Source organism: Pseudomonas leptonychotis, assembly GCF_004920405.1.
Taxonomy (GTDB): Bacteria; Pseudomonadota; Gammaproteobacteria; order Pseudomonadales; family Pseudomonadaceae; genus Aquipseudomonas; species Aquipseudomonas leptonychotis.
Map to the genome: position 1 here is coordinate 343,849 of NZ_RFLV01000002.1, position 21,009 is coordinate 364,857.

Sequence of the window (21,009 nt, forward strand, 5' to 3'; positions counted from 1 at the left end):
TGTGCAAACGACAATGACAAATTGTACAAGCAACAATACATGTATAAGTTATGCATAAGAGAGCACTCAACACATTGCAGAGCCTCCCCTTTAACGCAATAAGCCGTCGCTGCCCTGAGGGGCTAGAGGAGTCGATTTTATGCAATCACAACTGAGCATTGCGCAGCGCTTGAGCCTTGGTTTCGGTCTAATCCTGTCATTAATGATTCTAATCACACTTATTGGCGTGTTTCGTGTGAGCTTCATCGATGAAACCCTAACCGCTGTGAATGAAGGCGCCTCGCTTAAGCAGCGTTACGCCATCAACTTCCGTGGCAGCGTACATGACCGTGCCATCGCCATTCGCGATGCGGTACTGGTAGACAACGACTCTGCACTGAGCCTCCAACTGACCGACATTCAACGACTTAAAGACTTCTATCAAGAATCGGCCCAGGCCATGGATAGCCTGCTGCGCAGCCAAGCGCCAAGAGCTGCCGAACAGCGTCTGTTGAACGACATTCAGACCATCGAGCGCAGCACCTTGATCTTGACCGAGCAACTGATCAGCCTGCGCCGCCAAGGCGATACGGACGCCGCTAAAAACCTGCTGATGGAGCAAGCCTCACCGGCTTATGGTGAGTGGCTCAAGCGCATCAACGCTTATATCGATTATCAGGAGCAAGAGATCGGCCAGGATATTGGTGCGGTGCGCGAGGCCGCTGGTGGTTTTCGTTTGCTGATCTTGCTGGTCACCGCAGCGGCAGTACTGCTGAGCATCGGCGTGTCACTCATCATTATCAACAAACTGAAATCCACCCTGGGCGCAGAACCACACGAAGTCGCTGACGTTATTCAGCGTCTGGCCAATGGCGAACTCAACCAGGGCATTCAAACCAACTACCCGAATAGCGTCATGGGTGCCTTGCAGGACATGGTCAAACACCTGGCCGATACCATCACCCAAGTGCGCGGAGCCGCCAGTGAACTCACCCTGGCCTCAGATCAACTGCTGACTACATCCGACAGCAACAACCAACAGATCCGCCTGCAATCCAGCGAGGCGGAGCAGATGGCCACCGCCATCAACCAGATGGCAGCCACTGTCAATGAAGTAGCCAACTATGCCGCCAGCGCCGCCTCCGCCACCCGCAGCGCTGATCATGAAGTAGCAACCGGCAATCAAGTTGTAAGTGCTACCGCCAGCGCCATCCAGAATCTGGCGCGCACCTTGGAAAGCGCCGCCGAAAGCGTGCAGCAGGTGTCTACCGACAGCGAAAGCATTGAGAAGATCATCGAGGTGATTACCTCCATTGCCGAGCAGACCAACCTGCTCGCCCTCAACGCTGCGATTGAGGCCGCACGGGCCGGCGAACATGGCCGTGGCTTTGCCGTGGTGGCCGATGAGGTACGCTCCCTGGCCACCCGTACCCAGGACTCCACCCGGGAAATTCGCGGCATGATCGGCAAACTGCAGGAAGGTGCCGGCAAAGCCGCTGAGGTAATGCGCAATAGTCGTCAATTGGCCCAGCAGACAGTCGAACAAACTGGCCAGGCCGAAACGGCGCTCAACAAGATTCGCAGCGAAGTTACCGCCATCAACGACATGAATGCGCAGATCGCCAGCGCCTCGGAAGAACAGAGCGCTGTGGCTGAAGAGGTCAACCAGAACATCAACCGCATCCACAGCGCCACCCTGGAAACCTCAGCCGGCTCCGAGCAAGTGGCTGTTTCCAGCCGCGAACTGGCCACTCTGGCCAATCGCCTCACCGACAAGGTCAGCTTCTTCAAACTCTAACGAGCTAATAGCTCAGCATGCCTGGTCGGGATTACAACGCAAACTGACGCTACCCATTGAAATCTTTACTTGAACATTAGCCGCTGCCAAACCCTGGCCGTTCAGCTAATTTAGCCGCCTGTTTAATTCAGAGATCAGTCATGGACTCGATAACCCAGGCGGTACTTGGTGCCAGTATTCAAGGCGCACTGCTCGGCCGCTGGCAGGGGCGTAAGGCGCTGTTGTATGGCGCCATGCTCGGCACGCTGCCGGATCTGGATGTGGTTATCGATTACGGCGATGCCGTAGCCGATATGACTTATCACCGTGGATTCAGTCATTCGCTATTTGTTCTCACCGGTCTGGCGCTGCTGCTGACTTGGCTGACCCGACGCTTCCGACATAACCCCGGCTATTCATCTCATCGGTTATTTATCACCCTGTGGCTGGTGCTGATTACCCATCCGTTGCTCGACAGCTTTACCAGCTACGGCACTCAGCTGCTCTGGCCGCTGACGCCGATCCCTACCGCCTGGTCGAGCATCTTTATCATCGACCCGCTGTACACCGTGCCGCTGTGCATAGCGGTCGTGCTCGGCCTGCTTTATGGCCTGCGTGATAGGCCGCAAAGGCACCGGCTATGGCCTTGTTGGTTTCCTCGCTTTACCTGGCATCCACCCTGGGCGGCAAGTACATGGCTGAACAGCGCGTCGAGTCGCAACTGGCTATCCAAGGCATTCAGGCCGAGTCTATTTTCAGTACACCGACCCCCTTCAACAGCCTGCTATGGCGGGTGATCGTATTGGATGGAGAGGAATATCACGAAGCCTTGGTCAGCTGGTTTGACGATGCCCCGCCAGAGCTGGCACGCATTCCCCGTGGTACGCACCTGGCCGCAGCCCTGGCCGATTCACCGGCGCATGCACGGCTGGCCTGGTTTACCAATGATGTGCTGCGTTATGACCAGATCGATAATCATTTGGTGGTCACAGATATTCGCCTGGGCATGACCGGCTTTCACCCCTTCCGGTTCGATTTCGCCACCTGGCAAAACGGCCGATGGCAGCTCGCCGAGGAGGTTGAGCGGCTACCCACTCAACGCGGCGACCTGTCGCGCCTGCAATTGTTGTGGACGCGTATTTGGCAGCCCGACATCGAGGTGCCATTGGTGGCCTGGGCAAGTGAGTTGAGTCACCCTGCCCTGGCCCACGAATAGCGTGGCGACACGGTTCTGAGTGCTGACACTCAGGGCCATCACTCATGCTGCTTAGGAATGCCCTCGCGCTGCATATTTACACCGAGGTTAACCGCATAATCAGCTGCGGAACTGCGCTACCAAACCCTGCAACTCAACGCCGAGTCGAGCCAGCTCAGCGCTGGATGCCGCCGTTTGCTCACTGGCGCTGGCGCTCTGTTCGCCGATATCACGCACGCGGGTGATGCTTTCACTGATGTTTTCCGCCACTGCACTCTGTTCTTCGGCGGCGGCGGCAATCTGCTGGTTCATCTGCTCAATCGTGCTCACCGCCTGAGTGATACGACCCAGAGCGGCGCCGGCTTCACCGGCCAAGGTTACCGTGCGTTGGGTGAGGCTGCGGCTGCTGTCCATTTTTTCCACCGCACCTTTAGCCAGGCGTTGCAGGCTGCTAATCAACCCTTCGATCTCTTCGGTGGAATCTTGCGCACGTTTGGCCAATGCGCGCACCTCATCGGCGACCACCGCAAAACCACGGCCTTGCTCACCTGCACGAGCGGCTTCGATGGCGGCGTTCAAGGCCAGCAGATTGGTTTGATCCGCGACATTGCGAATCACCTCCAGCACACCGCCGATGCGCGCACTCTCCTGATTCAGCGCGGCAATGGCTTCTGCCGACTCTTCCACCTCTTTAGCCAAGCTGCCAATCTGGCTAACCGCTTGCTGCACCACTTGATTACCCTGCTGCGCTTCTTGGTCTGCGGCGCGGGCCGCCAAGGACGCCTGCTCGGCGTTTTGCGCCACTTCCTGCACGGTGGCCGCCATTTCGTGCATAGCCGTGGCGGTTTGCTCCGTTTCCATCTTCTGGCTTTGAACGCCTGCACTGGTTTGCGCGGTAATCGCCGACAGCTGCTCGGCAGCAGCGGCAATCTGGCTGACGCCACCGCCAATGTGCCCGACTAGGGTCCGCAGGCTCACGCTCATCACCTGCATGGCCGCCATCAACTGGCCCGGCTCGTCACGTCGGTCCTGCGGCAAATCGTGGGTCAGGTCGCCGGCGGCGATGCGCTGGGCAAACACTACGGTCTGCTGCAAGGGCGCAACAATCAGGCGGGAGATAATCAGCGCAGCGAGCATGCCAATAATCACGGCAGCAATACCCATGACGCCGAGCAATAGCATGGCCTGGCGGCTGTCAGCGGCCATGACTTGCTCTTGCTGGACCTTGGCTTCGTCCACCAGAGCCAACACAGCCTGGGCCCGCTCGACCATAGCGACTTCGCTTTGCTGACTCAGCTCACGTACCTGTTGGTAATTGGTAAAGGCCTGTTGATAAAGGGTCAGCGCCTTCAAGGCGGTTTCGATGGCACCTTTCTGGCTGTCGTCCAACCAAACCATCAGGCTGCGTGCCACGGTTTGCAGGTCATCGTTGATATAGGTCCATTCTTCTAAGGCTTCGGCCGAGCCATCGATGATGTACTGGCTTTCATGGCCGCGCAGGTCGAGCATGCGTTTGCTCAGGCCCGAGGCGGTTTCCGCCAGGGTCAGCGGGTCGCTGCCGCGTAGCTTGTCACCTTCCAGGCGTAATTCACGCACCGCGTCGTACATGTCTAGCTCAATCACATCGAATTGATCACGCGCCTCACCCGCTGCCTCACGCATCTGCGTACGCGCTGCGCGGGCATTATTCTGCTGTTCAACAAAGCTGTCGAACTGCTGGCGGTAGTCGTCGATCGCTTGCTGCATGCTGTTCAGACGCGCCTGATCGGCGTGGGAGGCAGCCGCCAACTGCTGGGCGACTGCGGCGCTGACCCGGTCCAGCTGTTCATGCACCTGGGCGGCCGCCTCGCTGTTCTGTCGCAGAGCGAAATCACGCTCGGCGCGGCGCGCCTGTAATACCTGCTCATCAATAGCCGAGAGACCACTGGTGCTGGCATGCCCTTCCAATACGGCTTGCACAGCCAGAAAGCCACTGCCGGTGACGGCAACCGTGAGCAACAGTACTAGGCCGAAGCCACACGCCAGCTTTTTACCGACAGACATATCTGAGAACAGACGGGCAGCAGAAGAGGACATAACAACGACTCCGTTTTTATTATCGAGCGCATCAAGAGGGCGCAATGGCGGCCCAGGCAAACACATGAACGACTGATGACAGTTTAAGCCCCGCTTTACTGCAACCCTTGCGCCAGAGGCCGGCTCACGCCTTAGATAATATCGCCAAGGTCTGAACCAGAGGCATTGGCGGTAACTCAGCGAGATAAAGCCAAAATTCGAATGCAACGTATAACTCGGCTTTTCGGCAAGTTTCCGCTGATGTTTTGTCGAGAGTGGCGAGTTATCGCCATTCGCTTCGCCTCCACGCTCTGATTCAGCACCATAAAAAAGGCGCGCGGCTTTTAACCGCGCGCCCTCTTCTATTGCTGCTCAGCTCAGCTCAGCTCAGCTCAGCTCGGCTCAGCTCGGCTGGCTTAGCGTCCGGCCAGCGCCGGCACTACCCGTGGTCGCAGCATTTCACCGAGTACCGCCAACAGACCGATGGCACCGGCGATCCAATACCACTGCGCCACCGGGTCAAACATCAACCAACCCAAAGCGTGCAGGAACACCACCATGATCAGCACCGGGCAGACGTAGCGCACCATAAACAGCCAGAGCGCATAGCCCAGCGGCGGTAGGTTCAGCTCGTCACGCATGATGTCGCTGCGCAGTGCATAGCCGGCCAAAAGCACGATAAAGATCCCGCCCAGGGGCATCATCCAACGCGACGTCAGGTAGTCCAACCAGTCGAAGAAGTTCTTGCCCATCGGCGTCCAGCCAGACATCAGGTTGAACGAGAGCATCGCCAACAGGCTGATCACCAGCAGCACTGCACCAGAAGCAGCGGCAGCCTTAAAGCGGCTAACGCCGTACTTCTCGTTGAGGTAGGCCACCGTGGCTTCGATCATGGAAATGGCCGAGGTCAACGCCGCCACCGAAACCATGGCGAAGAACAGCACACCGAAGGCCGTACCAAACGGCATCTGCTGGAACGCCAGCGGCAGGCTCATAAAGATCAGCCCAGGACCTGCGCTTGGGCTCATGCCGTTGGCGAAGATGATCGGGAAGATCGCCAGCCCAGCCAGCAACGCTACGCAGGTGTCGCAGATGGCCACGACAAATGTGGTGCGGGCGACCGACTGACCATCCGGCAGGTACGAGCCGTAGGTGAGAATCGCCCCCGAGGCCAGGCTCAGGGTAAAGAAGGCATGGCCCAGTGCAGCCAGCAGCGCTTCACCGGTAATCTTTGAGGCGTCAAAGGTAAACAGAAAATCAAAGCCGGCGCTGAAACCACCGCTGGTAAAGGCATAGCCCACCAGTACCAGCAACATCACCGCGAGGCCCGGCATCATCCAGCGCACCGCATTCTCGATGCCCTTCTGCACACCTTTGGCGACGATCCACAGGGTCAGTAGCGCCACCAGCACACTCCAGCCGCCGAGCTGCCAGGGGTTGGCGTTATGCGCTTCAAACACCCCGCCGAGAGCCTCGACACTGGTCGCGGCCAGAGAGCCGTCGAGCATTTTCACCGTATAGGCAAACGCCCAGCCGGCCACCACCACGTAGAAACACAGGATCATAAAACCGGCGAGCATGGCCATGCCGCCCACAGCCTTCCATAGTTGGCTGCCACCACTCTCTTTGACCACCCGGCTGATCGCATCAATCGGGCTGCCGCGACCGCGTCGGCCAATGGCGATCTCGGTCATCATCACCGGAATGCCAATGGCCAGGATGCAGGCCAGGTACATCAATACAAACGCACCACCGCCGTATTCGCCGGTGATGTAAGGAAATTTCCAGATATTGCCAAGGCCCACAGCGGAGCCAGTTGCAGCAAGGATAAAGCCCCAGCGTGAGAGCCAGAGGTTCTTGGGTTTTTCACGGGTCATGCGTCACCTGTTTGTTTTTATCTGTGACGAAATAGAACCCGCAGCGCTTATGGCGCGGCGGAGTGGGCAAGGCGGATCCACCTTAAACAGCGTCGGGTTGCACCTCCGGAGCGGCTTGCGCAAACGCTTGGAGGGTTTCACAGCGCGCCGTCATGGCGAGGATGCGAGGGTACGCATCAAGGTCACAGTTAAAACGGCGCGCATTATACAGCTGCGGAACCAGGCAGGCTTCCAAATATCCCGGTTGCTCACCGAGCGACAAACCACCTTCGAACGGCGCCAAACCGGCTTCGACCGCCGCCAGGCCGCTGTGCAACCAGTGCTGGTACCAGGCGTCTTTCGCAGCTTCACTCACGCCCAGTTCGCCGGTGAGGTACTGCAGCACCCGCAGGTTATTCAGTGGGTGCAGGTCACAGGCGATGTGCAACGCCAATGCCCGCACCTGCGCGCGCCGCAAAGGATCGCGCGGCAGCAGCGGCGTTTCGGGAAACACCTCGTCCAGGTATTCGAGAATCGCCAGCGATTGGGCAATTTTCACCCCGCCATGGCCTTCATCCACCAGCAGCGGCAGCAACTCTTGCGGATTCAGTGCCTTGTAAGCCGCGCTGTGCTGCTGGCCGCCATCTTTGACCAGATGCACCGGCACCTGCTCATAGGCGAGGCCTTTGAGGTTCAGCGCAATGCGCACGCGGTAGGCGGCGCTGGAGCGCCAATAGCCGTAGAGCGTCAACATGTCGGATTCCTTACGGCGCGTGGGAGTGGCTTTAGCCACGATTAACCTTGGAGACGTTGCGAGCGTCGCGGCTGAAGCCCCTCCCACGGCACCGGCTCATGTCAGTGGGTGTTGTATGGCTCTACAAGCTGATCGATCTTGCCGAACAGGCTGTGGCCGGCGGCGTCGAACATCTCGATGCGCACACGATCACCGAACTTAAGGAACGGGGTTTTCGCCTCGCCGCTCTCGATGATTTCCAACATGCGCTTCTCGGCCAGGCAACTGGAGCCGGCGCTGCGGTCGTAATTGGACACGGTGCCGGAACCGATGATGGTGCCGCTGCCCAGCGGGCGGGTCTTGGCCGCATGAGCCACCAGAGTCGGGAAATTGAAGGTCATATCCACGCCGGCATCCGGCTGGCCGAACAGCGCGTCGTTGATATGCGAGACCAGTGGCCGATGCACCTTGCCGTCGCGCCAGGTATCACCCAGCTCATCCGGGGTAATCGCCACCGGCGAGAAGCTCGACGACGGCTTGCTCTGATAAAAGCCAAAACCCTTGGCCAGCTCGCCAGGGATCAGGTTGCGCAGCGACACGTCGTTGACCAACATCAGCAGCTGGATATGCCCGGCCGCCTCGCTTGCGGTGGCGCCCATCGGCACATCGTCGGTAATCACCGCGATCTCCGCTTCCAGGTCGATACCCCAGGCTTCATCGGCCATTTGGATTGGGCTGTGCGGCGGGATAAAGCTTTCAGAGCCACCCTGGTACATCAGCGGGTCATGCCAGAAGCTTTCGGGAATCTCGGCGCCGCGTGCTTTGCGCACCAACTCCACGTGATTCACATAGGCGCTGCCATCGGCCCAGTGATAGGCGCGCGGCAATGGGCTGTGGCAAGCGGTCTGATCGAAGGCAAATGCGCCCTCCTCCAGGCCATCGTTCAGACGCTGATACACCGCCTCCAACTTGGGTTTGGCCTGCGCCCAGTTATCCAGCGCTGCCTGCAAGGTAGCGGCGACACCTGGCACTTTGACCGCCCGACTAAGGTCGCGGGAGACCACGACCAGCGCACCATCACGGCCGTGTTTGAGGGATGCGAGTTTCATCAGGATTCCTTGCCCGGCGCACGCCAGGAGTTCACGTATTCGGGGACATCGACGCTGGCAGCGGCATCGCCGACTTCCAGGGCGCGGCGCGTATCAATCATCACCGCCACTTCATCAATAAAGGTGGCGGGTGCTTCCTGGCTCTTTTTCAGTGCCTTGGGGTGCGGACCATGGGGGAAGCCGCACGGGTGCAGAGTGACCATGCCCTGCTCGATATTGTCGCGGCTGAAGAAGTTGCCACGGTGGTAGAACAGCACTTCGTCGTAGTCGTCGTTGTTGTGATAGAACGGTACCTTCAGCGCGCCGGGGTCGCTTTCCACTGGGCGCGGTGTGAAGGTGCAGATCACAAAACCGTTAGCCACGAAGGTGGTGTGCGCCGATGGCGGCAAGTGGTAACGGTGGCTCATCAACGGACGGATATCGCGCCAATTGAGCCGCACCACGGTGTTGTCACCGTGCCAGCCGACCACATCCAGCGGGTTGTACGGATAGGTCACAGTACTGATCTGGCCGCGCCGTTTGATGCGAATTTGCCAGGTTTTCTCGTCCTGCTGGGCCTTGAAGGCCTCATCGATACGCGGATGATCGAGCACCGCCGGATCGAAGATCGCCTGAGGGCCGACCAGCCCTTTGTCCGGCAGTTGATAGGCGCCATCGGTGCTTTCGATCAACAGCATAAAGGTCGGCTCATCGGACTCGATGCGCCAGGCCGTGCCGCGCGGAATCAACAGGTAATCGCCATCGCGGTAGGTCAAATGGCCGAAATCGCAGTAGAAATGCCCTGCCCCTTCATGGATAAACAACAGATCATCGCCATCGGCGTTACGCACCAAATGACGCATGGCGCCGTGGGTTTTCCACACGCGCAGCTTCACGTCGCTGTTATGCAGCGTCAGCGGCGCGGCCAGCGGGCAATCACGCTCGCTGGCAATGTCATTGAAGTTGAATGCATGCGGACGCAGCGGCCCTTCCCAGTCAATCCAACCGGTGGGCGGATGCTTGTGGTGCAGGTGCGCCGTAGGGCCGAAGAAGCCTTCGCGGCCCATCTCGCGTTCGTAGGTGCCTTCGGGAAAGTCGCAGTGCGCCTGCCGGGAGCACTCGCCTTCACGCAGGGGAAAACTGATCCAGTTACGGCTCATGGCCGGTGTCTCCTCGATACAACGCCGCTGTGGGCGAATAAAGCAAAACCGTAGGGTGGGTTAGCGGCGCTAAACGCGAAGGTGCGGATACTGCGATGCATCGGCGCCGCGTAACCCACTACTCACCTCATTGGCGCGCAACGGTGGATTACGGCGCGGCGCCATCACGCTATGCCTGCCGTAACAATAGACGCGCCTACCCCATCCTACGGTTTGCAGATCAATCCGCTTTGATCACACCGCGCTTGATCTGGTCTTCCTCGATGGACTCAAACAGCGCCTTGAAGTTGCCCTCACCAAAGCCTTGGTTGCCCTTGCGCTGAATGATCTCGAAGAAGATCGGCCCGATTACCGTGTTGGTAAAAATCTGCAGCAGGATGCCGTCATCACCCGGCGCGCCGTCGATCAGAATATTCAGGTCGCGCAGCACATCGGTGGGTTCGTCATGGCCAGCTACACGGGTGTCGACCTTGTCGTAATAGGTGCCGGGGGTGACCATGAAATCCACACCATTGGCGCGCAGTTGGCGCACGGTGGCATAGATATCTTCGCTGCTCAGGGCGATGTGCTGGATGCCTTCGCCTTGGTATTCGCGAATAAACTCCTCGATCTGCGACTTATCATCAGACGATTCGTTGATCGGGATGCGAATTTTGCCGCACGGCGCAGTCATGGCGCGCGACAGCAGCCCGGTGAGCTTGCCCTCGATATCGAAGTAGCGCACCTCGCGCAGATTAGCGATGCGCTCATAGAAGCCGGACCACACGTCCATCTGCCCGCGCTTAACGTTATGGGTCAGGTGATCGAGCTCTTTCAGGCCGACCGAGTTGTCGTTAGGCGTACGGCCTTCGATGTATTCAAAGTCGACGTCATAGATGCTCTTGTCGCCGTAACGATCCACCAAGTACAACAGCGAACCGCCGATGCCTTCAACGCAGGGAATGTTCAGCTCACCGAAGTTGGCGTGGCTGCCCACCAGTTTGGCGCCCTGAGACTCCACATAAGCGGCGGCTTGAGCAGCGTTCTGTACGCGGAAGGCCATGGCGCAGGCGCTTGGACCGTGCTTTAAACCGAATTCACGCACATGCCCAGTCGGGCTGCCATTGAGCACGAAATTGATGTCGTGCTGCTGGAACAACCAAACCTCTTTGGAGCGGTGCTTGGCGGTTTCGGTAAAACCCATGGCAGTGAACAGCTCGCGCAGCTGCTGAATGCCTTCCGGGGTCGGCGCGGTGTATTCGACAAATTCGAAGCCGTCGGTGCCAATAGGATTGTGCTGTTCGATCTTGTTCACGGCGTTCATTGCGCCTCCTCGTTGTTGTTTTGATCAACCCTGCGACAGCCCGTCGCACGGTGCGAATTGACCTCATAACAACCGAGCGCAGCCCCACTAACAAGCAGGCTCAGGGCTCCATGCCGCTGCTCAAACCACGGTGTTCGGCAAGTTTTTAATACAGGCAGAAAAACAGCGTGTTTGCTGATTACAAACGCCTGTATCGCGTAACGAAAGATTTACAAAGCGGTCGATTTAACTGCCAGGTGCAGGGCAGCAGCGCTTCTAACCTAGTTGAAACCCACAACAAATCGCGGGCATGGCCCGCTCCTACGATCAGGGTTTGTCCGTAGGAGCGGGCCATGCCCGCGAGAAAGTGTTGTTTTCGCCAGGAGCCATAGGGTGGATGACGCTTTTTTCATCCACCGCTAGATCACGCTGGTGGATGGGTGAAGCGTCATCCACCCTACTTTTGCCACAGAAGATCTCAGTGCTGCAAATGCCCATACAGCTTGGCGTACAACCCGCCATCGGCAATCAGCTGTTGATGACCTCCGTCTTCGGCGATGCTGCCGCCATCGAATACCAGCACCCGATCCGCCTGCTTCACCGCGCTCAGGCGGTGGGCGATGATCAGCGTCGTGCGGCCACGCAAGAACTGGTTGAGTGCCTGATGCAGGGCATATTCGGTGGCCGCATCCAGCGCCGAGGTGGCTTCATCAAGAATCACCACTTTTGGTTCAGCCAGCACCATGCGGGCAATGGCCAGACGCTGACGTTGACCACCGGATAAACGCACGCCGGAGCGGCCAACAATACTGTCCAGCCCCAACGGTAAGCTGCGGATGGTACCGGCCAGTTGGGCAATTTCCAGGGCGCGCCAGCAGAACTCATCCGTACGTTCACGGCCCATGCACAGGTTGGCACGTACCGTATCGTTGAACAGGGCGGGATGTTGCAGCACCACGGCGACATTCTCGCGTACTGCGTCCAGACCAATCTCTTCCTGGCTGCTGCCACCAAAGCGGATGATGCCGGCCTGCGGCGTATACAGCCCGAGCAGCAGTTGCACCAGAGTGCTTTTACCACCGCCGCTGGCGCCGACTATGGCGACCTTCTCCCCTGGCGCGATGCTCAGGTTGAGTTGGTTGAGCACCGGTTCGTCGTTGTAGGCAAAGGTCAGCCCGCTGACTTGAATGCCGACGGTGTCATGACCTTTGAACGGGTCGACACGACCTGGGTATTGCGGCTCATCTTTGCGTGCCAGCAGCTCGTTGATCCGCGTCAGCGCGCCGCCAGCCGCATAGAAGGCGTATTGCAGACTGAGCAATTGTTCGACCGGGCCAATCATAAACCACAGGTAGCTGAACACCGCGAGCATCTGCCCGATCGACAGGTCAGAGAACAGCACGGTGAGCATGGCGGCGGCGCGAAACACATCAATGCCGAACTGAAACAGCAAGCCACTGGCACGATTCGACGCATCCGTTTTCCATTGCGAGTTCACCGCAAAGTCGCGCACTTCCTTGGCGCGACCACCGAGGCGACCGAGGAAGAAGCCCTGGCGATTGCCGGCGCGGATTTCCTGAATGGCTTCGAGGGTTTCTGTCAGCGCCTGGGTAAAGCGTGAGGTGCTGTCGTTTTCCAGCTTTTTAAGGTGTTTGACCCGCTTGCCCAGCTGCACCGTGGCATAGATCACCAGCGGGTTGAACAGCAAAATCAGCAGCGCCAACTGCCAGTGCATCCACAGCAGAATCGCCGAAGTACCGGCAAGGGTGAGCATGGCCACCAGAAAGCGGCTTAGGGTCTCGCCGACAAACTTGTCCAGGGTGTCCAGGTCGGTGACCAGGTGGGTGGTCACCGTGCCGCCGCCGAGGCTTTCATATTCACTCAAGGAGATGCGTTTGAGCCGCTCGATCAGACGGATGCGGATGCGGTAAACAATGTCCTTGGACAGCCGTGCAAACAGCCGCGCCTGCACGACGTTGAAGATCAATGCGCCCGCACGCAAGCACAAGGTCAGCACCAACATCAGGCCGATATAGCCTGCGGCCGTTTCCCACTCAGTTGGTAGGAAGTTATTCATCACCTTGAGTGCGGCATCACCGTCGTTGAGCAACACCTCATCGACCAGTAACGGCAGCAGCAAGGGGATCGGCACGCTGCAAAGCGTGGCCAGTACCGCTACACAATTGGCCCAGATCAGGGCTTTTTTGTGGTGCAGCGCCAGCCGGCGGATTTCTGCCCAGCTCAAACGATCAAGCATGCTCAAGTCGCTCCAGCCACCGCGCTAGCAGCGGCTCGAGTACGTCTAAGGGTTGATAGCCATTGGTCAGCAATGCCAGCTGCCCCTTGTTTTCGGCGAGCAAGGTCGGGAAGCCGGCAATGCCCAGATCCTGCGTCCAGCTGACATCCGCCGCAGTGGCCTCGCGCTGCGCGACACTGTCAAACGCTTCGGCAAAAACGATGCGAGGAATACCGGCGCGTTCGGCCAGTTCCACCAGAACACTGGCGCGGGTCACATCCACACCTTCGGTATAAAAAGCACGCTGAATCAGCTGCGCCAGTGGCCATACCAACTCAGGAGCCAGAGAGCGCGCAGTGACCAACGCCCGGCATGCTGGCTCAGTGTCATAAACCAGGCCTTCAGGCAGACCGTCCTTGAAGTTGAACAGTTGGCCGGTACTGGCATTAACCGCCTGCCAGTAGCCCAGATAACGCACTCGCGCGGCGGCATCAATGGCGATGCTGTCGCGGCGTAAACCGCCTAGCACCAATTGCAAACCGACACCGGCGTCAGCCGCCTGCTCAGCCAAGGACTCCAGCACCGGGGCGAAGCCCCAACACCAGGAGCACATGGGGTCCATTACGTAGAGCAGACGTGCGTGCATGCTTAAACCTCGCGGGACTGTCTGGGGTTGTAACCCAATGGGTGTGGCTGGTTGCGCGCCTTGGCCAGTTCGATCTGACGCTGGCGCTCGCGGGCGCCGGTGCGGGTTTTCTCCGGCAGCGAGTCCCAGCAATGCGGGCAGCTAACGCCTGGGGTGTACAGCTCGGACTGACGATCAGCCACCGACACCGGTGTACGGCAGGCGTGGCATTGGTCGTAATCACCTTCCGTCAGGTCGTGACGCACGGTGACTCGGTTATCGAAAACGAAGCAGTCGCCCTGCCACTTGGTTTGCTCCTGCGGCACTTCTTCCAAGTATTTGAGGATGCCGCCCTTGAGGTGATAAACCTCTTCGAAGCCTTCGCCGAGCATGTAGCTTGAGGCCTTCTCGCAGCGAATGCCGCCGGTGCAGAACATCGCGACTTTCTTGTGCTTGGCCGGGTCAAAGTGCGCCTTGATGTACTCGGGGAACTCACGGAAGGATTTGGTCTTGGGGTCAACCGCGCCTTCGAAGGTGCCGATGGAGACTTCGTAATCGTTGCGGGTGTCGATCAGCAGCACCTCGGGGTCGCTGATCAGCGCATTCCAATCCTTGGGTGCGACGTAGGTGCCGACCTGCCTATTGGGGTCAACGCCCGGAACGCCGAGGGTGACGATCTCTTTCTTCAGTTTGACCTTGGTGCGGTAGAACGGCTGCTCATCACAATACGACTCTTTATGATCGATATCGGCCAGGCGCGAGTCCAGACCAAACCAGGCGAGCAAGCCATCGACCCCGGCACGGCTGCCAGACACAGTGCCGTTTATGCCCTCTTCGGCAATCAGCAGCGTGCCTTTGATGCCGTTATCGAGCATGGCTTGCAGCAGCGGCTCGCGCAGCTCATGAAAGTCTGGCAGGGAGACGAATTTATACAGCGCGGCGACAACAATTTTGTCAGTCATGTGCAGGTCCTTCAGTAGTCGCCCACGTAAAGGGCGGACTGGGATACAAAAAAACGCCGAGTTCAGGTTTATGACACCCTGACTCGGCGGCGTTGCAGTTTACGTTTGTTCAGGTGGCCCGTGTAGAGGCGAATTGCCTCAGTGGCCGCCTTTGCAGGTCGGCGATGCCGGTGCAACGCCCTGCTGCGCCCACTCGTCCGGGGTGTAGGTGTGCAGCGCCAGGGCATGCACCTGGCTCATAAAATCGCTCAGGCAGGCATACACCTTCTGGTGGCGTTTGACCGAATTCAAACCGGCAAACTGCTCGCTGACGATCACCGCTTTGTAATGGGTTTCCAAGCCACGGCTGTGCATGTGGCTTTCATCCAGCACTTCAAGGTGCTGCGGTTGCAGGCCGCCGCTGAGGATTTCCTGCAACAGGTCGATTTTTGGCATCACGGAGTTCCAATCAAGGGGTTTTCGGCGTCAGCTTGGTGGTCATTTCCGCCAGTAACTGATTGACCTTGGGCACTGCTGTTTCCAGCTTGCTCTGGGTCAGTTGCGCCGATTGCGCAGTCAGGGTTGGCATTTTTTCCAGGACTTTCTTGCCCAGCGGCGACTCGTAGAAGCGGATCAGGTCCTTCATTTCCTGCTCGCTGAAGTTACTGGTGTAAAGCTTAACCATATCCGGTTTGAGCTTGTCCCAGCCCACAGCCTGTTCAAGCGCGGCATTGGCCTGGGCCTGATAGGTTTCCAGTACAGCCTTCTCGCTCTGCGACGCATTACTCTCGGTAAAGCGTTGGGCAAACATATGCTGCACTTGGGCGTACACCGGCACAGCCAGCTTGTCAGCATGAGCCAGCAGCAGGAACCGCTCGGCGTCAGCGGCGTGGCTTTTGGCATCAGCTAGCACCTGGGCACTACCGCACGTCAGTATTAGGGCAGCGCAAAGGGCGGGTAAACGTGGCATGTACTACTCCTGAGGAAGGGAATGAGCTCTATCTGACTCAATGACCGGCATTTTGTGCCCAAGCGCTTGCCACCTCAAGCTAGATGAATGGGCCGATCAACTCACACTACAACTGTGCACTGGCGCAACATCTGCTAAAAGTCCAAAATGCCAGCACTTGCCGAGCAGACCAATGCCTGTGCATGCTCGTCAAGATAAGCCATCTTCTGCTTCAGCGTACCGATGCCCACAAGGCAGGCGCCTGCACACACATGGACGTGTCGATGAACAGCTTCACTTACCCAGAGCCCTTCGCCGCCATCGCGCTATGCGACAGTCGCGGCCAACTTAATCCGCAGGCCGTCGGCTGGTCGCCCAGACCCATGGTCGACTGTGCAATACCGGGGCATTTGGGCCGGCGCAAACGCTGGAATCACTGGTGCATCACCACGCCGCAGTGGATGCTCTCATTTACCCAAGCCGACCTCGATTACCTGGGGTATGCCGCGGCCTACTTTCTCGACCTGCAAAGCGGTCAGGCCTTCGCTTACAGTCAGTATCGCCTGTTCGGTCGCGGCTGCGATCTGCCGGACCAGCCGCAGGAGAGCCATGAGTTCAATCACCCTCGCCTGCAATTACGCGTAGCTGAACACACCGGGCGTACCCGTATCACCATCAATGCGCCGGATATTGGCGGCCAACCTCTACAAGTTGCCCTGGATATCCAGCGTCCCGCCCATTTGGATTCGGTCAATCTGGTCGCCCCACTCGGGGCAAAAAGCTTTCATGCCACCAGCCGCCAGCTGGGCCTGCCCTGTAGCGGCAGCGTGCAACTGGGCAAGCAGCAATACAGCTGCATCGCGGGACAAAGCTTTGCATCACTGGATTTCGGCCGCGGCGTCTGGCCGCTCAACAGCCACTGGACCCGTGCTGCCTTCGCTGCACCCGGTGGTATCGCCGGCAATTTCGGTGCAGGTTGGACGGATCACAGTAACCTGTCAGAAAACACCCTATGGTTTGGCGGTGAATTGCAGCACTTGGATAACCCCATTGCCATCACTCAAGCACCGCATAACCCGCTGGCCCCCTGGCAACTGCGCAGCCCGGATGACACAGTCAACCTGACCTTTACCCCACGTCAGCGCCACCGAGCCTATCGCCGACTCGGGCCGTTCTATGCAGATACGCAGCAATGGTTCGGGCATTTCGAGGGGGTTTTACGCGGCCCCGAAGGCGAGCGAGTACCCGTCAGCAATGCCCTCGGCTGGCTCGGTGAAACCCACGCCCGCTGGTAGTAAAGCCTTTAAAGTTGAACCTCTACTGATACAGAGCGACCTAAGCTGAGATACGCCCAGGCTGATAATTGCTCGCCTGGCATTCCATTTGCTGCATGCGCCACCATCAGGAGAGCCGCCATGAGCCGCACTGAAACTGACAGCCTGGGCCCAATCGAAGTACCTGATGACGCTTACTGGGGGGCTCAAACTCAGCGTTCGCTGCTCAACTTCGCGATTGGCCAGGAACGCATGCCCTTGCCGGTGGTGCATGCCCTGGTGCTGATCAAAAAAGCCGCAGCGCGAGTCAACCAGCGCATCGGTGATTTGCCAGCCGACCTGGCACGGTTGATTGAGCAAGCCGCCAATGAGGTGCTCGCCGGCCAGCATGATGAACAATTCCCCCTGGTGGTCTGGCAGACCGGCAGCGGCACCCAAAGCAATATGAACGTCAACGAAGTGATTGCCGGACGCGCCAATGAACTGGCGAGCAGCGGCCGTGGCGGCAAAAGCCCAGTGCACCCCAATGACCATGTCAATTGCGCGCAAAGCTCCAACGACAGTTTTCCTACGGCCATGCATATCGCCGCGGCCCAGGCCGTTCAGCAACAATTGCTGCCCGCTATTCGTGAGCTGCGCGAGGGGCTGCAGGAACAGGCCGAACGTCATGCCCATTTGGTCAAGACTGGGCGCACCCACATGATGGACGCTACGCCGATAACCTTTGGCCAAGAGCTGTCGGCATTTGTGGCGCAACTGGGTTATGCCGAGCGGGCAATTATCGCCGCCCTACCCGCTGTTTATGAGCTTGCTCAAGGCGGAACCGCCGTTGGTACGGGGTTGAATTCACCCCATGGTTTTGCTGAAGCCATGGCCGCGGAATTGGCCGCACTGAGCGGCCTGCCGTTGGTTAGCGCCCCAAACAAATTTGCCGCCCTGTCCGGCCACGAACCGTTGGTGGCGCTATCGGGCGCTTTGAAAACCCTCGCAGTAGCCCTTATGAAGCTTGCCAATGACCTGCGCTTATTAGGTTCAGGGCCACGTGCCGGCTTTGCCGAAGTGCGTCTGCCGGCCAATGAGCCAGGCAGCTCGATCATGCCGGGCAAAATCAACCCCACTCAATGCGAGGCATTGTCGATGCTGGCGTGTCAGGTATTGGGCAATGACACCACGATTACCTTTGCCGCGAGCCAAGGTCATCTGCAACTCAACGTTTTCAAGCCAGTGATCATTCACAACCTGCTGCAGTCGGTACGACTCCTCGCGGACGGCTGCCACAACTTTCAGCAGCATTGCATCGCAGGCCTGCAGCCCGACGCAGCGCGCATGGCCGAACATCTGGAGCGCGGCCTAATGCTGGTTACGGCGCTGAACCCGCATATTGGTTATGACAAGGCGGCCACAATTGCCAAGCAGGCTTACCAGGATGGCAGCACACTGCGCGAAGCCGCACTGCAACTTGGCTACCTGAACAATGAACAATTCGACGCCTGGGTGCGTCCTGAAAACATGCTGGGGACAGGTAACCATGAGTGAAGAAACAAAAAGCGGCGCAACGCCACTGGAAGGCGATGGTAAACGCATCCTGATGATTCTCGGCACACCAAAAAACAACAGTTTCTGCCATGCCTTGGGCGAGGCCTATGCCCAGGGCGCACGCAGCAAAGGCCATGTGGTGCGGCAGCTGAAGCTGGGCGAAATGACCTACGACCCCGTGCTGCGGGAGGGCTATGAACAAAGTCAGCAGCTCGAGCCCGACCTGCTCGAGGCGCAGCGTCAGATCCACTGGGCTGAACACCTGGTATTCGTCTACCCGGTCTGGTGGGGCGGTATTCCCGCGTTACTCAAGGGCTTCTTTGACCGCACCTTTCTACCCGGTTTCGCCTTCAAATACCGCAATCGCTCGCAGCTCTGGGACAAACTGCTCAGCGGCCGCACTGCGGACCTGTTGGTAACCATGGACACACCGCCTTGGTACTTCCGCTGGATCTACGGCGCGCCAGGGCATCGACAGATGACCCGCACCATCCTCGGTTTCAGCGGGATCAAAACCCGTCGCCTGGCCGAGTTTGCCCCCGTACGCCCCTCCTCCGAAGAACAACGCCAAAGCTGGTTGCGCCGGGCTGAAGCATTGGGCGTGCGTGCCTAAGCACAAGGCAGAACCCTTGCATTACCGGCAACGGGCACACCCATAGCAGAGCACGGTCATACTGAGAACTGTGCTGATGGCCCCACAACATCAAGCCATCGAATTGACGCCAAAAGTTAATAAATCCCGATAAAACATCACGAATACCCGGCCAAAACGACCACTTGTCGTTAACTGCAACAGAGGGGCAAACCCGGCTTAGACTGACCTCAGCAGCTCATTTTGCGGGAGACTCATTTATGTTCGGCCAACGTCATATCGACCATAACCCCGGCACTCATTACCGCAGCGAACGCGTCAGCGCGGTAAACGGTCAATACTTCTTCTCCACTCGTGAGGGCACATTGGAAGGCCCTTACTTCAATCGGCCGGATGCCGAGCGAGAGATTGCGTTCTATATCCGCCGGATGATTCAAGCCAACGAGATCATCGAAAGTCGCGCGTTCTAAGCGCCCAACCCAACCCATTAAAAAACCGCGCATCGGCGCGGTTTTTTATGAGCTTACTGCCAGCGCTGAATCAGCGCACCGCCTCGAACAACCCGGTTGCGCCCATACCGCCACCCACACACATGGTGACGATGCCGTAACGCAACTTGCGCCGCTGCAGTTCACGCACCAAATGGCCCACCTGACGCGAACCGGTCATGCCAAACGGATGGCCGATGGAGATCGAACCGCCATTGACGTTGTACTTGGCGTTGTCGATTTCCAAACGATCGCGAGCGTAGAGGCATTGCGAGGCGAACGCCTCATTGAGTTCCCACAGGTCAATGTCGGTAATGCTCAGCCCCTTTGCCTTGAGCAGCTTGGGCACAGAGAACACCGGACCAATGCCCATTTCATCCGGCTCGCAACCGGCGGCAACGAACCCACGGAAGAACGCCAGCGGCTTGAGGCCCAGCTCAATGGCTTTTTCCAAACTCATCACCAGAGTCATGGACGCACCGTCGGACAGCTGCGAAGCATTGCCGGCGGTGACCGAACCATCGTCGGTAAACACCGGCTTGAGCGCGGCCAGGCTTTCCAATGTAGTGTCGGCACGGTTGCAGTCGTCGTGGCCGACGATGCCATCAACGATGGTTTTCTCGCCAGTGGCCTTATCCTCAACCTGATACTTGACGTTCATCGGCACGATTTCATCGTCAAACAAGCCGTCAGCCTGCGCCTGCGCGGTGCGTTGCTGGCTTTGCAAAGCGTAAGCATCCTGAGCTTCACGGCTGACGTTATAGCGCCGCGCGACGATCTCGGCGGTTTGGCCCATCGGGTAATAGATACCCGGTACTTCTTTCTGCAGAAGTGGATTGAACAGGTTTTGCGTGTTCATGCTCTTCATGGTCATGGTGATCGACTCGACACCACCGGCCACAATCACATCACTGCAGCCCGATGCCACCTGATTGGCAGCAATGGCGATGGCCTGTAGGCCCGAAGAGCAGAAGCGATTAAGGGTCATGCCCGCCACGTTGGTACCCAGGCCGGACAACACCGCAACGTTACGGCCGATGTTCATGCCTTGAGCGCCTTCATTGGAGCCAGCGCCGACGATGCAGTCATCCACCAGCGCAGGATCAATGCCGGTGCGCGCCAACAATGCATTAACGCAATGAGCCGCCATGTCGTCTGGACGAGTCAGATTGAACTTGCCGCGAAAAGACTTGGCCAAACCTGTCCGTACGCTGTCAACGATCACCACTTCACGCATGCTGCA

At 58.5% G+C, this 21,009-nt stretch carries 17 protein-coding genes and 3 pseudogenes; 7 read left to right on the plus strand and 13 right to left on the minus strand.

All coding sequences use genetic code 11. The features are described 5' to 3' along the window. Positions 1–139: 139 nt before the first annotated feature. The 3 genes and pseudogenes from D8779_RS21100 to D8779_RS12215 form a co-directional block, all read left to right on the plus strand. Positions 140–655: pseudogene (locus D8779_RS21100) on the plus strand (MCP four helix bundle domain-containing protein); the annotation flags it as partial. 417 nt (positions 656–1,072) lie between these two features. Beyond that, complete coding sequence (locus D8779_RS21105) at positions 1,073–1,777, plus strand: methyl-accepting chemotaxis protein (RefSeq protein WP_420875606.1); 705 nt, start codon at positions 1,073–1,075, stop codon at positions 1,775–1,777. A gap of 140 nt (positions 1,778–1,917) precedes the next feature. Beyond that, a pseudogene (locus D8779_RS12215) lies at positions 1,918–2,972 on the plus strand (metal-dependent hydrolase). A 99-nt stretch (positions 2,973–3,071) separates the two neighbouring features. Here the strand turns inward: D8779_RS12215 and D8779_RS21110 are convergent. The 12 genes and pseudogenes from D8779_RS21110 to D8779_RS12270 form a co-directional block, all read right to left on the minus strand. Next, on the minus strand, positions 3,072–3,953 hold the full coding sequence (locus tag D8779_RS21110) for a methyl-accepting chemotaxis protein (RefSeq protein ID WP_420875607.1): 882 nt from the start codon (positions 3,951–3,953) through the stop codon (positions 3,072–3,074). Further along, positions 3,930–5,093: pseudogene (locus D8779_RS21115) on the minus strand (methyl-accepting chemotaxis protein); the annotation flags it as partial. The gene D8779_RS21110 and the pseudogene D8779_RS21115, both read right to left, overlap by 24 nt. Before the next feature lie 329 nt (positions 5,094–5,422). Next, on the minus strand, positions 5,423–6,883 hold the full coding sequence (locus D8779_RS12225; RefSeq protein ID WP_136664755.1) for a sodium-dependent transporter: 1,461 nt from the start codon (positions 6,881–6,883) through the stop codon (positions 5,423–5,425). A gap of 82 nt (positions 6,884–6,965) precedes the next feature. Then, the gene (gene maiA / locus D8779_RS12230; RefSeq protein WP_136664756.1) at positions 6,966–7,616 is read right to left on the minus strand and encodes a maleylacetoacetate isomerase; all 651 of its coding nucleotides are present in this window, start codon (positions 7,614–7,616) and stop codon (positions 6,966–6,968) included. Between the two features lie 101 nt (positions 7,617–7,717). Then, positions 7,718–8,704 carry a fumarylacetoacetate hydrolase family protein gene (locus D8779_RS12235; RefSeq protein WP_136664757.1) on the minus strand — a complete coding sequence of 329 codons (987 nt, stop codon included), beginning with the start codon at positions 8,702–8,704 and terminating at the stop codon, positions 7,718–7,720. Continuing rightward, positions 8,704–9,843, minus strand: a complete 1,140-nt coding sequence (locus D8779_RS12240) for a homogentisate 1,2-dioxygenase (protein WP_136664758.1) — start codon at positions 9,841–9,843, stop codon at positions 8,704–8,706. Before D8779_RS12240 ends, D8779_RS12235 begins: the two co-directional genes overlap by 1 nt. 220 nt (positions 9,844–10,063) lie before the next feature. Beyond that, complete coding sequence (hppD, locus tag D8779_RS12245) at positions 10,064–11,146, minus strand: 4-hydroxyphenylpyruvate dioxygenase (protein ID WP_136664759.1); 1,083 nt, start codon at positions 11,144–11,146, stop codon at positions 10,064–10,066. 457 nt (positions 11,147–11,603) lie between these two features. Beyond that, positions 11,604–13,382: an ABC transporter ATP-binding protein gene (locus D8779_RS12250; RefSeq protein WP_136664760.1), complete on the minus strand. Its 1,779-nt coding sequence runs from the start codon at positions 13,380–13,382 to the stop codon at positions 11,604–11,606. Further along, entirely contained in the window at positions 13,375–14,007 is a 633-nt protein-coding gene (locus D8779_RS12255) for a DsbA family protein (protein WP_136664761.1), read from the minus strand. The genes D8779_RS12250 and D8779_RS12255 overlap by 8 nt, the downstream gene beginning before the upstream one ends. Before the next feature lie 2 nt (positions 14,008–14,009). Beyond that, positions 14,010–14,948 carry an oxygen-dependent tRNA uridine(34) hydroxylase TrhO gene (trhO, locus tag D8779_RS12260; protein ID WP_136664762.1) on the minus strand — a complete coding sequence of 313 codons (939 nt, stop codon included), beginning with the start codon at positions 14,946–14,948 and terminating at the stop codon, positions 14,010–14,012. A 138-nt stretch (positions 14,949–15,086) separates the two neighbouring features. After that, complete coding sequence (locus tag D8779_RS12265) at positions 15,087–15,383, minus strand: BolA family protein (protein ID WP_136664763.1); 297 nt, start codon at positions 15,381–15,383, stop codon at positions 15,087–15,089. Positions 15,384–15,396: 13 nt separating this feature from the next. Beyond that, positions 15,397–15,897 carry a DUF2059 domain-containing protein gene (locus D8779_RS12270; RefSeq protein WP_136664764.1) on the minus strand — a complete coding sequence of 167 codons (501 nt, stop codon included), beginning with the start codon at positions 15,895–15,897 and terminating at the stop codon, positions 15,397–15,399. A gap of 263 nt (positions 15,898–16,160) precedes the next feature. Here D8779_RS12270 and D8779_RS12275 point away from each other — a divergent pair, with 263 nt between their 5' ends. From D8779_RS12275 to D8779_RS12290, 4 genes are all read left to right on the plus strand, one after another. Next, a complete protein-coding gene (locus D8779_RS12275; protein ID WP_136664765.1) occupies positions 16,161–17,171 on the plus strand; it encodes a DUF2804 domain-containing protein in 1,011 nt (336 codons plus the stop codon). A 120-nt stretch (positions 17,172–17,291) separates the two neighbouring features. Further along, on the plus strand, positions 17,292–18,686 hold the full coding sequence (locus D8779_RS12280; RefSeq protein ID WP_136664766.1) for a class II fumarate hydratase: 1,395 nt from the start codon (positions 17,292–17,294) through the stop codon (positions 18,684–18,686). Further along, on the plus strand, positions 18,679–19,299 hold the full coding sequence (locus tag D8779_RS12285) for an NAD(P)H-dependent oxidoreductase (protein ID WP_136664767.1): 621 nt from the start codon (positions 18,679–18,681) through the stop codon (positions 19,297–19,299). Before D8779_RS12280 ends, D8779_RS12285 begins: the two co-directional genes overlap by 8 nt. A gap of 239 nt (positions 19,300–19,538) precedes the next feature. Further along, positions 19,539–19,748, plus strand: a complete 210-nt coding sequence (locus D8779_RS12290; RefSeq protein ID WP_136664768.1) for a DUF6316 family protein — start codon at positions 19,539–19,541, stop codon at positions 19,746–19,748. A 70-nt stretch (positions 19,749–19,818) separates the two neighbouring features. Here D8779_RS12290 and D8779_RS12295 read toward each other — a convergent pair whose 3' ends face one another. Continuing rightward, positions 19,819–21,003 carry a thiolase family protein gene (locus tag D8779_RS12295; protein WP_136664769.1) on the minus strand — a complete coding sequence of 395 codons (1,185 nt, stop codon included), beginning with the start codon at positions 21,001–21,003 and terminating at the stop codon, positions 19,819–19,821. Positions 21,004–21,009: the final 6 nt, after the last annotated feature.